The 12,684-nt window shown below is 70.9% G+C and carries 13 protein-coding genes; 8 read left to right on the top strand and 5 right to left on the bottom strand.

All coding sequences use genetic code 11. The features are described from left to right. Positions 1-69: 69 nt before the first annotated feature. Positions 70-492 carry a TOBE domain-containing protein gene (locus U8D42_RS11860; RefSeq protein ID WP_085238723.1) on the bottom strand — a complete coding sequence of 141 codons (423 nt, stop codon included), beginning with the start codon at positions 490-492 and terminating at the stop codon, positions 70-72. A 462-nt stretch (positions 493-954) separates the two neighbouring features. Here U8D42_RS11860 and mihF point away from each other — a divergent pair, with 462 nt between their 5' ends. The 5 genes from mihF (at position 955) to metK (ending at position 4,941) form a co-directional block, all read left to right on the top strand. Beyond that, entirely contained in the window at positions 955-1,269 is a 315-nt protein-coding gene (gene mihF, locus U8D42_RS11855) for an integration host factor, actinobacterial type (RefSeq protein WP_007171927.1), read from the top strand. Between the two features lie 49 nt (positions 1,270-1,318). Then, on the top strand, positions 1,319-1,975 hold the full coding sequence (gene gmk / locus U8D42_RS11850; RefSeq protein WP_090423193.1) for a guanylate kinase: 657 nt from the start codon (positions 1,319-1,321) through the stop codon (positions 1,973-1,975). Between the two features lie 55 nt (positions 1,976-2,030). Beyond that, positions 2,031-2,357 (top strand): DNA-directed RNA polymerase subunit omega, encoded by a 327-nt coding sequence (rpoZ, locus tag U8D42_RS11845; protein ID WP_085238721.1) that lies wholly within the window; start codon positions 2,031-2,033, stop codon positions 2,355-2,357. A 21-nt stretch (positions 2,358-2,378) separates the two neighbouring features. Continuing rightward, positions 2,379-3,632 carry a bifunctional phosphopantothenoylcysteine decarboxylase/phosphopantothenate--cysteine ligase CoaBC gene (gene coaBC / locus U8D42_RS11840; RefSeq protein WP_085238720.1) on the top strand — a complete coding sequence of 418 codons (1,254 nt, stop codon included), beginning with the start codon at positions 2,379-2,381 and terminating at the stop codon, positions 3,630-3,632. Positions 3,633-3,729: 97 nt separating this feature from the next. Next, a complete protein-coding gene (metK, locus tag U8D42_RS11835; protein WP_085238719.1) occupies positions 3,730-4,941 on the top strand; it encodes a methionine adenosyltransferase in 1,212 nt (403 codons plus the stop codon). On the opposite strand, the gene U8D42_RS11830 is transcribed toward metK, so the two are convergent. Genes U8D42_RS11830 through U8D42_RS11820 form a run of 3 tightly spaced genes read right to left on the bottom strand, consistent with a single transcriptional unit; the run spans position 4,938 to position 8,396 of the window. After that, the gene (locus U8D42_RS11830) at positions 4,938-6,434 is read right to left on the bottom strand and encodes a flavin-containing monooxygenase (RefSeq protein ID WP_322861356.1); all 1,497 of its coding nucleotides are present in this window, start codon (positions 6,432-6,434) and stop codon (positions 4,938-4,940) included. The two genes, metK and U8D42_RS11830, sit on opposite strands and share 4 nt — an antisense overlap. 11 nt (positions 6,435-6,445) lie before the next feature. After that, on the bottom strand, positions 6,446-7,411 hold the full coding sequence (locus tag U8D42_RS11825; protein ID WP_322861355.1) for an alpha/beta hydrolase: 966 nt from the start codon (positions 7,409-7,411) through the stop codon (positions 6,446-6,448). 22 nt (positions 7,412-7,433) lie between these two features. Further along, positions 7,434-8,396, bottom strand: coding sequence for an alpha/beta hydrolase (locus U8D42_RS11820; protein WP_322861354.1), 963 nt, complete (start codon positions 8,394-8,396; stop codon positions 7,434-7,436). On the opposite strand from U8D42_RS11820, the gene U8D42_RS11815 reads away from it, so the two are divergent. The 3 genes from U8D42_RS11815 (at position 8,395) to U8D42_RS11805 (ending at position 11,809) form a co-directional block, all read left to right on the top strand. Further along, positions 8,395-9,129, top strand: a complete 735-nt coding sequence (locus U8D42_RS11815) for a lysoplasmalogenase (RefSeq protein ID WP_322861353.1) — start codon at positions 8,395-8,397, stop codon at positions 9,127-9,129. The two genes, U8D42_RS11820 and U8D42_RS11815, sit on opposite strands and share 2 nt — an antisense overlap. A 119-nt stretch (positions 9,130-9,248) precedes the next feature. Continuing rightward, a complete protein-coding gene (locus U8D42_RS11810; protein ID WP_322861383.1) occupies positions 9,249-11,192 on the top strand; it encodes a primosomal protein N' in 1,944 nt (647 codons plus the stop codon). Between the two features lie 128 nt (positions 11,193-11,320). After that, positions 11,321-11,809 carry a MarR family winged helix-turn-helix transcriptional regulator gene (locus U8D42_RS11805; RefSeq protein WP_322861352.1) on the top strand — a complete coding sequence of 163 codons (489 nt, stop codon included), beginning with the start codon at positions 11,321-11,323 and terminating at the stop codon, positions 11,807-11,809. Positions 11,810-11,825: 16 nt separating this feature from the next. Here the strand turns inward: U8D42_RS11805 and U8D42_RS11800 are convergent, their stop codons facing one another. After that, a complete protein-coding gene (locus tag U8D42_RS11800) occupies positions 11,826-12,638 on the bottom strand; it encodes a class I SAM-dependent methyltransferase (RefSeq protein WP_085238714.1) in 813 nt (270 codons plus the stop codon). Positions 12,639-12,684: the final 46 nt, after the last annotated feature.

Below are 12,684 nucleotides of genomic sequence, written 5' to 3'. Positions count from 1 at the left end.
GCGAATAGGGCCGCACTTCCGCCGTCGGCGCACACGCATAGCCGCCAGCGCACCCGCGGGACGGCTCGGCTAGTCGGACGTGAGGGCGGTGCTGGGCCGGGCGGTCTCCACGATCACCGTGGTGGCCTTGACGACCGCGACGGCCACCGTGCCGGGCCGCAGCTGCAACTCCTCGGCGGCCTCGGTGCTCATCAGCGACACGACGCTGAAGGGGCCGCACTGCATCTCCACCTGGCTCATCACCGTGTCGCTGGTGACCTTCGTGACCAGCCCGACGAAGCGGTTGCGGGCCGAGCTGCCGATGCTCAGCGGGTCGGGCGGCGGGGTGGGCGCGTTGGTCCGGGAGAACCGGGCCAGGTCTTCGCTGGCGATGACCTTGCGGCCGGCCGCGTCGTGACCGACCGTCAGCGACCCCTGGTTGATCCACCGCCGGACCGTGTCGTCGCTGACCCCGAGCAGTTCAGCGGCCTGACGGATCCGCAGGTTGGACACCGCTAAATCCTAACCCCGCGGGTGTGAGCCGGCGGTCGTACCAGCGATCCACGCGTGATCGCCCCGCTGAACGGCGCGGCGCGACACGCGCGACGCGCGACGAAAAATGCGTGATTCCCCGCATGAGCAGTTTCGGCACGCCTTCGCCGCCGTCGACAGCCGCCCCGGCGGCGGCCCCGCCGCGGTCGGTGACGCTAAAACCCCTGGTCAGAGCGGCATCGCGGCGGCCCGAGGCGCCCGCGCCGCCGCCGTCGCACCGCCGGGCGCGCCCGCCGCCGGCGACGCCCGCCGGCCCGCTTTTTCGGGCCACACGCCGGGCTCATGCTGGGAGTTTGTCCCCTTAACCAGGGGGTCGGGTTAGATTTCGTCAGGAGGCCTGAGTACGGTCGTCTCCGCTGGCTGAAGTACCCGGCAGAGACAAAAGCGATCGATTGACAGTGATCGATCAGATACGGAGGAATCGTGGCCCTTCCCCAGTTGACCGACGAGCAGCGCGCGGCCGCGTTGGAGAAGGCGGCTGCCGCACGTCGAGCGCGAGCAGAGCTCAAGGACCGGCTGAAGCGCGGTGGCACCAACCTCACCCAGGTGCTCAAGGACGCCGAGACCGACGAAGTCCTGGGCAAGATGAAGGTTTCCGCGCTGCTTGAGGCGTTGCCCAAGGTGGGCAAGGTCAAAGCGCAGGAAATCATGACCGAGCTGGAGATCGCCCCCACCCGCCGCCTGCGGGGCCTCGGCGATCGGCAGCGCAAGGCCCTGCTGGAAAAGTTCGGCTCCTAACCCGGCCTCGGCCAACCCGCCCTGTGGGCGCACCGGCCCAGGAGCGCCAGTGAGCGCCGGCGGGGGACCGGACGTCCAGCACGGGACACGTCCCGCCCCTGGCAAGGGACGTGTGGTCGTGCTGTCCGGTCCCTCCGCGGTCGGCAAGTCGACGGTGGTCCGGTGCCTGCGCGAGCGGATCCCGGACCTGCATTTTTCCGTTTCGGCCACGACGCGGTCGCCGCGGCCGGGCGAGGTCGACGGCGTCGACTACCACTTCGTCACCCCCGCCCGCTTCCAGCAGCTCATCGACGACGGCGCGCTCTTGGAGTGGGCCGACATCCACGGCGGACTGCACCGATCGGGCACCCTGGCCGAGCCGGTGCGCAACGCCACGGCCGCGGGGATCCCGGTCCTCATCGAGGTGGACCTGGCCGGCGCCCGGGCGGTCAAGCGGGCGATGCCCGAGGCCATCACGGTGTTCCTGGCGCCCCCCAGCTGGCAGGACCTGGAGGCCAGGCTCGTGGGCCGCGGCACCGAAACGCCGGAGGCCATGCGGCGCCGCCTGGAGACCGCGCGCATCGAAATGGCGGCCCGGGACGACTTCGACGAGGTCGTGGTCAACAGTCAATTGGAGTCCGCGTGCGCCGAATTGGTATCCTTGCTGGTGAACACTGCGCCGGCTCGGCACGACCCGCCTGGCCAGACCAAATCCGATCGAGATTGAGCATCGAATCGCCGGCGGTACCAGCCGCTGTAATCCGCCAAGGAGAACGACCTACGTGACTATTCCGCAGTCCGACGCGGCATTGGCCGCCGTCCCCGACCGGTTCGACCCGTCGGCGGGCGGACAACGCGCCTACGACACCCCGCTGGGCATCACCAACCCGCCCATCGACGAGCTGCTGGACCGCGTGTCGAGCAAGTACGCCCTGGTCATCTACGCGGCCAAGCGGGCCCGGCAGATCAACGACTACTACAACCAGCTCGGCGAGGGGATCCTCGAATACGTGGGGCCGCTGGTCGAGCCCGGGCTGCAGGAGAAGCCGCTGTCGATCGCGCTGCGCGAGATCCACGCCGACCTGCTCGAGCACACCGAGGGCGAGTAACGGGCTGGGGCCGGGCGCGCTGTGGACAACCGCGATCACGTCGCGAAAAAAGTCATCGTCGGCGTCTCCGGCGGCATCGCCGCCTATAAGGCGTGCACGGTCGTCCGCCAGCTCTCCGAGGCCGGCCACCTGGTCCGGGTCATCCCCACCGAATCCGCGCTGCGGTTCGTCGGGGCCGCCACGTTCGAGGCGCTGTCCGGCCAGCCGGTGCACACCGGGGTGTTCGAGAACGTCCCAGAGGTGCCGCACGTTCAGCTCGGACAGAAGGCCGACCTGGTCGTGGTGGCGCCGGCCACCGCGGACCTGCTGGCCCGCGCGGTGCACGGCCGCGCTGACGACCTGCTGACCGCGACCCTGCTCACGGCGCGATGCCCGGTGCTGTTCGCCCCGGCGATGCACACCGAGATGTGGTTGCACCCGGCCACCGTCGACAACGTGGCCACCCTGCGGCGGCGCGGCGCCGTGGTGCTCGAACCCGCGTTCGGCCGGCTCACCGGCAGCGACAGCGGGTCGGGACGGCTGCCCGAGGCCGAGGAGATCACCACGCTGGCGCAGCTGCTGCTCGAACGCCACGACGCGCTTCCCTACGACCTCGCCGGCTGCAAGGTGCTGGTGACCGCCGGCGGCACCCGCGAACCGATCGACCCCGTCCGCTTCATCGGCAACCGCAGCTCGGGCAAGCAGGGCTATGCGGTGGCCCGCGTCGCCGCCCAGCGCGGCGCGGAGGTCACGCTGATCGCCGGGCACACCGCCGGGCTGATCGATCCCGCCGGCGTCGAGGTGGTCCACGTCAGCTCCGCCGAGCAGCTCGGCGACGCGGTCGCCAAGCATGCCCCCGCGGCCGACGTGCTGGTGATGGCCGCCGCCGTCGCCGACTTCCGGCCCGCGCAGGTCTCCGCCGCCAAGATCAAGAAGGGTGACGACGGCCCACCGACGATCGAGCTGGTGCGCAACGACGACGTGCTGGCCGGCGCCGTGCGGGCGCGCGCCCACGGCGAGCTGCCCAAGATGCGGGCCATCGTCGGCTTCGCCGCGGAAACCGGCGACGCCAACGGCGACGTGCTCTTCCACGCCCGCGCAAAGCTGCGCCGCAAGGGCTGCGACCTGTTGGTGGTCAACGCCGTCGGCGACGGCAGGGCCTTCGAGGTGGACCACAACGACGGGTGGCTGCTCGCCGCGGACGGCACCGAGTCCGCGCTGCAGCACGGTTCCAAGACGCTGATGGCCAGTCGTATCGTGGATGCGATCGGCGCGTTCCTGCACGGCGGCGGGTAACACGGTTCAGTTTTCCTGTGGCGCCAGGCCAGCTGCCGGCCGGCCCCATGCCAGCCGATATAATTCGGTTAACTAACTATTCGGAAGGGTTGAGATTGTGAGCGAAAAGGGTCGCCTGTTTACCAGTGAGTCGGTGACTGAGGGACATCCCGACAAGATCTGTGACGCGATCAGCGACTCGGTGCTCGACGCCCTGCTGGCGCAGGACCCCCGCTCACGTGTCGCGGTCGAGACGCTGGTCACCACCGGCCAGGTCCACGTCGTCGGCGAAGTGACGACGACGGCCAAGGAGGCGTTCGCCGACATCACCAACACCGTCCGCGAGCGCATCCTCGAGATCGGCTACGACTCCTCCGACAAGGGCTTCGACGGGGCCTCGTGCGGGGTGAACATCGGCATCGGCGCCCAGTCGCCCGACATCGCCCAGGGCGTCGACACCGCATACGAGGCCCGGGTCGAAGGGGAGCGGGACCCGCTGGACGCGCAGGGCGCCGGTGACCAGGGCCTGATGTTCGGCTACGCGATCGCGGACACCCCCGAACTGATGCCGCTGCCCATCGCGCTGGCCCACCGCCTGTCCCGGCGGCTGACCGAGGTGCGCAAGAACGGCGTGCTGCCGTACCTGCGTCCGGACGGCAAGACGCAGGTCACCATCGAATACGAAGACAACGTCCCGGTCCGGCTCGACACCGTGGTGATCTCCACCCAGCACGCGGCCGATATCGACCTGGAGAAGACCCTGACCCCCGACCTGCGGGAAAAGGTCGTCAACACCGTGCTCGACGACCTCGCGCACGACACCCTGGACACCTCGTCGACGCGGTTGCTTTTCAACCCGACCGGCAAGTTCGTCCTGGGCGGCCCGATGGGCGACGCGGGGCTGACCGGCCGCAAGATCATCGTCGACACCTACGGCGGATGGGCGCGCCACGGTGGCGGCGCCTTCTCCGGCAAGGACCCGTCCAAGGTGGACCGCTCAGCCGCGTACGCGATGCGCTGGGTGGCCAAGAACATCGTCGCCGCCGGGCTGGCGGAGCGGGTCGAGGTGCAGGTGGCCTACGCGATCGGCAAGGCCGCGCCCGTCGGCCTGTTCGTCGAGACGTTCGGCACCGCCACGGTCGACCCGGTCAAGATCGAGAAGATCGTGCCCGAGGTCTTCGACCTGCGGCCCGGCGCCATCATCCGCGACCTGGACCTGTTGCGCCCGATCTACGCGCAGACCGCCGCGTACGGCCACTTCGGCCGCACCGACGTCGAGCTGCCGTGGGAGCAGCTCAACAAGGTCGACGACCTCAAGCGCGCCGTCTAGCGCGCGCCGGCACCGGCGAACCGGTAGTCGTCGAGGTCGAAACGCCGGCTGCGCCAGTAGGCCTCCACCGTCGTGGTGGGGCGCAGCGGCACATCGCCGTTCTTGTCGAAGTAATAGCTGTTGGCCAGCCGGCAACTGTCCTGCCAGAAGATCTGCCGGTGCCGCCGGCGCATCATCTCGGCGAAGTAGCGGTCGTTGGCTTTTTCGGTGACCTCGACGCGCGTCGCGCCGTCGCGCCGGGCGCGCTTCAGGCACCGCACGATGTGGTGGGTCTGGGTCTCGATGAGCGCGAAGTACGAGGAGCCGACGTAGCCGTACGGGCCGAACACGTTGAACAGGTTCGGGAATCCCGGGACCGAAACCCCCTCGTAGGCCTGCAGCCGGTGCTCGTCCCAGAACCGGCTCAACGATTTGCCGCCGCTTCCGGTGACCGCGAAGGTCGGAACGTCGTCGGGGTCCATCACTTTGAACCCGGTGGCCAGGATCAACACGTCTATCTCGTGGTCTTCGCCGTCGGTGGTGGCCACCGCCGTGGGCGTGATCTTGTCGATCGGTTCGGTGACCAGCCGCACGTTGTCGCGGTTGAACGTGGCCAGGTACTCGTTGTGAAAACCCGGGCGTTTGCAGCCGACGGCGTAGCGCGGGGTGAGCTGGTCGCGCACCGCGGGATCGTGCACCTGTTTGCGTAGATACGCCAGTCCCGCCGATTCCATCCGTTTGGCCAGCGGCACCACCGTGAAGTAGTGCGCGGAGATCGGGAAGGTGACTTCGACGAAGGCCTGGCTGAGGAGCCGCTGCATGACCAAGACGGCGGGCACCCGCATCGCCCAGCGGGCCGGCGCGGGCAGCGCGACGTCCAGCTTGGGGAAGCACCAGATCGGGGTGCGCTGAAACACGGTGAGCCGCTCGACGATCGGGGCGATCTCGGGGATGACCTGGACGGCCGAGGCGCCGGTGCCGATGATGGCGACGCGCTTGCCGGTCAGGTCCTGGCCGTGATCCCAGCGCGCGGTGTGCATCGTGACGCCGCCGAAGGTGTCCACCCCGTCGATGTCGGGCAGGTTGGGGACGGTGAGGACGCCGCACGCGCTGATCAGGAACCGGGCGGTGACCGTGCCGCCGGGGTCGGTCTGCACCCGCCACAGGCATTGCCCGTCGTCGAACTCGGCCGATTGCACCTTGGTGTTCAACCGGATTCGCGACCGGAGGCCATATTTGTCGACGCAGTGTTCGGCGTACGCCTTGAGCTCGCGTCCCCGCGCGTACGTTCGCGACCAGTCGGGGCTCTGCTCGAAGGAGAACTGGTAGGAGAACGACGGGATGTCCACTGCGATACCGGGATAGGTGTTCCAGTGCCACGTCCCGCCCACCCCGTCGCCCGCCTCGACGACGAGATAATCGGACAGCCCGGCGTCGTCGAGCTTGATGGCGGCGCCGATCCCGGAGAAGCCGGCGCCCACGATCAGCGTGTGGAAATCGGGAGTGCTGCCCATCGTTCGCCCGCCTAGGAGTGGAGTGCCTTCTTGAGTGCGGCCAGTCCGCGGTCGGTGGCATCGCCGGCCGCGGGAATGACCAGGGCGAAGCTGGCGTAGCCGTGCACCAGGTTCGGCTCGTTGCTCAGCTCGGCGGGCACGCCGGCGGCATCCAGCAGCTCGGCGTAGCGGGCACCGTCGTCGCGCAGCGGATCGTGTTCGGCGGTCGCGATGTAGGCGGGCGGCAACCCGGACAGGTCGGTCGCGTTCGCCGGCGCGAGGGTGACCGGCAGCGACGTCGGGTCGCTGAGGTCGGTGTCGGGCAGGTACCAGGACAGGAAGGCGTCGATCACGTCGCGGTCCAGGATCGGCGCGTTGGCGTTCTCGGTGAACGACGGCAGCGACAGGTCGGCGGTGACGACCGGGTACCAGAGCAGCTGGAAGCTCAGGGTGGGCCCGGCGTTCTCGCTGGCCAGGTGCGTCATCACGGCGGCCAGGTTGCCGCCGGCCGAGTCGCCGGCGACGGCGATCCGATCCGGGTCTCCGCCCAGCTCGCCCGCGTGCGCCGCGACCCACTGCAGCGCCGCCCAGGCGTCCTCGACCGCGGCCGGGAACGGATGCTCGGGGGCCAGCCGGTAGTCCACCGACACCACGATCGCCTCGGCACCCACGGCGTGCGCGCGGGCGAGCGGGTCGTGGGTGTCCACGCCGCCCAGACAGAACCCGCCGCCGTGGTAGAAGACGACGACGGGCAGCGCCTCCTCCGGCTCCAGGGGCGGCCAGTAGATCCGCACCGGGATGTCGGTGAGCTCGCCGTGGCCGATCGTGCGGTCCTCGACCCGCAGGTCGGGGAGCATTTCGGGCGGCACCTGGAGCAGCCGCAGCCGCTTGCGGGCCACCTCCACGCCGTCGTCGGCGCGGAAGGTCATCGGGAAGGCGTCGAGCAGCGCCTTGAACGCCGGATCGATGCCCGGGCGGGCGAAGGTGGGCTCCGTCATGGATTCACCGTACGCCCCGGATTCACCCGCGCAGCCCGGTTCGCAGGGCCGCCAGCCCGCGCTCCATCGCGGCGGTCGCCGCCGGCACCACACCGCCGTAACCGAGGTAGCCGTGCACCAGCGTCTCGGCGTTGTGCACCTCGACGGCCCCACCGGCGGCGGCCAGCAGTTCGCCGTAGCGGATGCCGTCGTCGCGCAGGGGGTCGTAGCCGGCGACCGCGATGTAGGCGGCCGGCAGGTTGGACAGGTCTTCGGCCCGGCCGGGCGCCATACCCGCCGGCGGGGCCGACAGGTTGACATCGCCGGCGTACCAACGCGAGAATTCGGCGACGGCCTTGACGTCGAGGATCGGCGCGCCGGCGTTCTCGGTGAAGGACGGCAGCGTGGCGTCCCACATCGTCGAGGGATACCACAACAGCTGGAACGCGATCGGCGGCCCGCCGCTGTCCCGAGCCCGCTGCGCCATGACCGCGCTGATGGTTCCGCCGGCCGAATCCCCGGCCACACCCATCCGATTCGGGTCACCGCCCAGCTCGACGGCGTGCTCGGCGGCCCAAAGCGTTGCGGCCCAAGCGTCTTCGACGGCGGCGGGATAGGTGTGCTCCGGCGCCAACCGGTAGTCGACGGACAGCACGATCGCGTCGGCGCCGACCGCGTGCTGACGCGCCGTGCCGTCGTAGCTGTCCAGGTCGCCCACGACGAAGCCGCCGCCGTGGAAATACAGCACGACGGGCGCCGCGGCGTCTTCGGAATGGCTTGGCGGCCAATAGATCCGCACGCCGACCGATCCCGCCGGTCCCGGGATGGCCCGGTCCTCGACGCGCAGCTCGGGATGCAGCGCCCGGCGCGGCAGGTCGCGGAACCGCTGCCGCGCCGCGTCCACGCCGTCGTCGGTGGATAGCCGGAAGGGAACCGCATCCAGTACCTTCTGCAGGATGGGGTCGATCGCGGGCTTTTCGTCGGCTGTGTTATCCAAGCTTGGCATGGACGTACCGTACGCACCTCGACTGGTGACCGGCGGCTGGGTGGTGGCCGGCTGGGCGGCCCTCGGCTACGGCGTCTACCTGACGGTGCTGGCGCTGGGATCGCCGCCGGGGACCGAGCTGACCGGGCACTGGGTGCTGCAGCCGCTGTTCAAGGCCTCGATGGCGCTGTTGCTGACCGCCGCGGCGGTGGGCCACGCGATCGTGCGCGAGCGGCGATGGTTGATGCCCGCCCTGCTGCTGTCGGCCGTCGGCGACTGGGCGCTGGCCATCCCGTGGTGGACGCAGTCCTTCGTGGTGGGCCTGGCCGCATTCCTGTTGGCGCACTTGTGTTACCTGGGGGCGCTCCTGCCGCTGGCGGCGCGGCGCCCGTCGAAGCCGCGCATCGCCGCGGTGGTTGCCATGTGCGCGGCCACCGCCGCGCTGCTGGCCTGGTTCTGGCCGCACCTGAACAAGCTGACGCTTCCGGTGACGGCCTACATCCTGGTGCTGACCGCGATGGTGTGTGCCGCGCTGGTGGCGCGGTTGCCGACGATCTGGACGGCGGTGGGAGCGGTGTGTTTCGCGGCTTCGGACTCCCTGATCGCCATCGGCCGCTTCATCCTGGGCAACGAGGCGCTGGCGGTGCCGATCTGGTGGTCCTACGCGGCCGCGCTGATCCTGATGACGGCGGGATTCTTCTTCGGCCGTGAGGCACCGTCCGACGCCGGCCCCCCGGCATCGGACGAAAGCTGACCGCTTCCGAGCCGGACGGTGAAGGTGTTGGCCTACACCACATTTCGATACCGGCGGGAACATTGACCGCCGGCGCGCCGACGCCCGTTCAGGTCGAACCCATCGCCCGGGTGCTGCCGATGCTCTCGGTGCCGCACCTGGACCGCGAGTTCGACTACCTGGTGTCGGCCGAGCAGTCCGACGACGCCCAGCCGGGGGTGCGGGTGCGGGTGCGGTTTCACGGCCGGCTGGTCGACGCGTTCGTGCTGGAGCGCCGCAACGACACCGACCACCACGGCAAGCTCGGGTGGCTGGACCGCGTCGTGTCGGCCGAACCGGTACTGACCCCCGAGATCCGCCGATTGGTCGACGCGGTGGCGGCGCGCTACGCGGGCACCCGGCCGGACGTGCTGCGCCTGGCGGTCCCGGCCCGGCACGCGCGGGTGGAGCGGGAACCGGTGACCGCCCACCGGCTGCCGGTCCCCGCGCCCGTCGACCCGGCGGCGTGGGCGTCCTACGGCCGGGGCGCGCAGTTCCTGGACGCCCTGGCCGAATCGCGGGCCGCGCGGGCCGTCTGGCAGGCGCTGCCCGGAGAGTCGTGGGCGGACCGGTTCGCCGAGGCCGCCGCGCAGACCATCCGCGCCGGGCGGGCGGTGCTGGCGATCGTGCCCGACCAGCGCGACCTGGACACGCTGTGGCGGGCCGCGACCGAGCGGATCGACGAGAACGGCGTGGTGGCGCTATCGGCCGGGCTGGGGCCGGCCGCGCGTTACCGGCGGTGGCTCGCGGCGCTGCGCGGTCAGGCCCGGCTGGTGATCGGCACGCGCAGCGCGGTTTTCGCGCCGCTCAGCGACCTGGGCCTCGTCATGGTCTGGGCCGATGCCGACGACAGCCTGTCGGAGCCGCGGGCGCCGTACCCGCACGCGCGCGAGGTGGCGATGCTGCGCGCGCACCAGGCCCGCTGCGCGGCGCTGATCGGGGGGTACGCGCGCACCGCGGAAGCGCAGGCATTGGTGCGCAGCGGGTGGGCGCACGACATCGTCGCGGCCCGGGCGGTGGTGCGGGCCCGCACGCCGCGGGTGGTCGCCCTCGACGACACCGGCTACGCGGACGAGCGTGACCCGGCCGCGCGCACCGCGCGGATCCCGTCCATCGCCCTGCGCGCCGCCCGGTCGTCGCTGCAGGCGGGCGCGCCGGTGTTGGTGCAGGTGCCGCGGCGCGGGTACGTCCCATCGCTGGCCTGCGCGCGCTGCCGGGCCATCGCCCGGTGCCGGCACTGCACCGGGCCGCTGTCGGCGCAGGAGGGCGGCGCCGCACTGGTCTGCCGGTGGTGCGGGCGCATCGACCCGACCCGTCGCTGCACGCGCTGTGGGTCCGACGCGGTGCGCGCCGTTGTGGTCGGGGCGCGTCGGACCGCCGAAGAACTCGGGCGCGCCTTTCCCGGCACCGCGGTGATCACCTCGTCGGGAGAGGGCGTCGTGCCGGAGGTCGCCGCCGCCCCGGCGCTGGTGGTGGCGACACCGGGGGCGGAACCCGCCGCGGCGGGCGGCTACGGGGCCGCGCTGCTACTGGACACCTGGGCGCTGCTGGGCCGACAGGACCTGCGCGCCGCCGAGGACGCGCTGTGGCGCTGGATGAGCGCCGCGGCGCTGGTGCGTGCCCGCGGCGACGGCGGGGTGGTGCTGGCGGTGGCCGAATCGTCCATTCCGACGGTGCAATCGCTGATCCGATGGGACCCGGTGGGCCACGCCGAGGCCGACCTGGCGGCTCGGACCGAACTGGGCCTGCCCCCGAGCGTGCACATGGCGGCGCTGGACGGCGCCGCCGAGGCGGTGGCGGCGCTGCTCGAGGAGGCCGGGCTGCCCGAGGGGGCCGACGTGCTGGGTCCGGTGGATTTGCCGGCGGGCGTGCGCCGCCCGCCGGGGACGCCGGCCGGCGTGCCGGTGACCAGGATGTTGGTGCGCGCCCGCCGCGATCAGGGTCTGGCGTTGGCCGCGGCGCTGCGCCGGGGCGTGAGTGTGCTGTCCGCCCGTCAATCCCACGAGCCGGTGCGGGTCCAGATCGATCCCCTGCACATCGGGTGACCTCGCGACATCCCGCGCGAAGGGATAGTATGCGTCGGAAATAGTTCCTCACTACTTCATTGGAGTGTTGTTACACTTCCTGTTCTTCAGCCGTCGACAGGCCGGAGATGATCCGGGGAAGGGTCGAGATGGCAGCGGACAATCCGGCGACGGCGGACGAGTCGCTCGATGTGATCACCGACGCTTTGCTGACGGCTTCCCGCCTGCTGGTTGCCATCTCGGCGCGCTCAATCGGGCAGGTGGACGAGACGATCACCATCCCGCAGTTCCGGACGTTGGTGATCCTGTCCAATCGGGGTCCGGTCAACCTGGCCACGTTGGCCGGTCTGCTGGGGGTGCAACCCTCCGCCACCGGGCGGATGGTCGATCGCCTCGTCGCGGCGGGGCTGATCGACCGCCTCCCGCACCCGACGTCCCGGCGCGAGCTACTCGCCGCCCTGACCAAGCGGGGGCGCGAGGTCGTCCGTCAGGTGACCGCGCACCGGCGGTCCGAAATCGCGGCCATCGTGGAGCAGATGCCGCCGGCGGAGCGCCACGGCCTGGTGCGCGCGCTGACCGCGTTCACCGCCGCTGGCGGTGAGCCGGACGTGCACCTCGACGCCGAGATCGACCTGTAGCCGAACCCTTGGCTGGTCACCGCCTTTCGGCGATGACCAGCAGGTACTCCCAGCCCATCGTGCCGTTGTCGAGGTATTGCCCGGCGAGTTCGACGAGTTGGGCGTCCAGCTCAGCGGTCAAGACCCGGTTGTGGCCGATGTTCGCGTAGGCCTCGATCGTCGGACCGTAGTGGTTCTTGAAGTAGGTGTGTACCGCTTTGGCGCTGGTGAATCGGTTGACCCCCAGCATTCCCCGCACCGCGGTCATCCGGCCGACCCGCTCGCCGAGCAGTCCAGTGACATAGCCTTCCCGTCCCCACAGCGCGGCGGGTGGCACGGCTTGCGACAGGCTGGGCCGGTAAGGCCGGATGGTGGCGAGCATCCGACCGAAAAATCCTTCCGGGGTCCAGCTGATGACGCCGATCGTCCCGCCCGGCCGGCAGACCCGGACCAGTTCGTCGGCGGCCCGCTGCTGGTCCGGCGCGAACTGGACGCCGATCGCGGACATGACGACGTCGAACTCGCCGTCGCCGAAGGGCAGCGCGTGCGCGTTGGCCTCCCGGTAGTCGATCGTCAGGCCGCGTGCCGCGGCCCGGGCCTGCGACCGCTGCAACAGCTCGGGGGTCAGGTCGCTGGAAACCACCTCGGCGCCCGTGGCGGCGGCCGGCAACGAGATGTTGCCCGAGCCGGCCGCGACGTCGAGCACCCGCACGCCCGGCCCGATGCCGGTGGCCTTGACCAGGACCGGGCCCAGCGGGGCCATCACTTCCTCGGCCATCAGGGCGTAGTCGCCGAGGGCCCATATCGCGCGGTGGGGAGTGGCGTCGCTGATCATCGTGTCGAGAGTCATCAGACCTCCTTGGAGATAAGGAAAGGGCTGCCCACTCGACCCCGTT

The organism is Mycobacterium europaeum, from assembly GCF_034555895.2.
In the GTDB taxonomy this organism is placed as follows: domain Bacteria; phylum Actinomycetota; class Actinomycetes; order Mycobacteriales; family Mycobacteriaceae; genus Mycobacterium; species Mycobacterium europaeum.
Note: the sequence above shows the minus strand (reverse complement) of the source record. Positions and strands in the feature narration are given on the sequence as shown.

Bases quoted from the DNA above. Each gene is read 5' to 3' on its own strand.
- U8D42_RS11830 (WP_322861356.1), bottom strand. From the start codon at position 6,434: ATGGGCAGCACTCCCGATTTCCACACGCTGATCGTGGGCGCCGGCTTC.
- U8D42_RS11815 (WP_322861353.1), top strand. From the start codon at position 8,395: ATGGACGTACCGTACGCACCTCGACTGGTGACCGGCGGCTGGGTGGTG.
- U8D42_RS11820 (WP_322861354.1), bottom strand. From the start codon at position 8,396: ATGCCAAGCTTGGATAACACAGCCGACGAAAAGCCCGCGATCGACCCC.
- U8D42_RS11825 (WP_322861355.1), bottom strand. From the start codon at position 7,411: ATGACGGAGCCCACCTTCGCCCGCCCGGGCATCGATCCGGCGTTCAAG.
- U8D42_RS11810 (WP_322861383.1), top strand. From the start codon at position 9,249: ATGCTCTCGGTGCCGCACCTGGACCGCGAGTTCGACTACCTGGTGTCG.
- U8D42_RS11805 (WP_322861352.1), top strand. From the start codon at position 11,321: ATGGCAGCGGACAATCCGGCGACGGCGGACGAGTCGCTCGATGTGATC.
- U8D42_RS11800 (WP_085238714.1), bottom strand. From the start codon at position 12,638: ATGACTCTCGACACGATGATCAGCGACGCCACTCCCCACCGCGCGATA.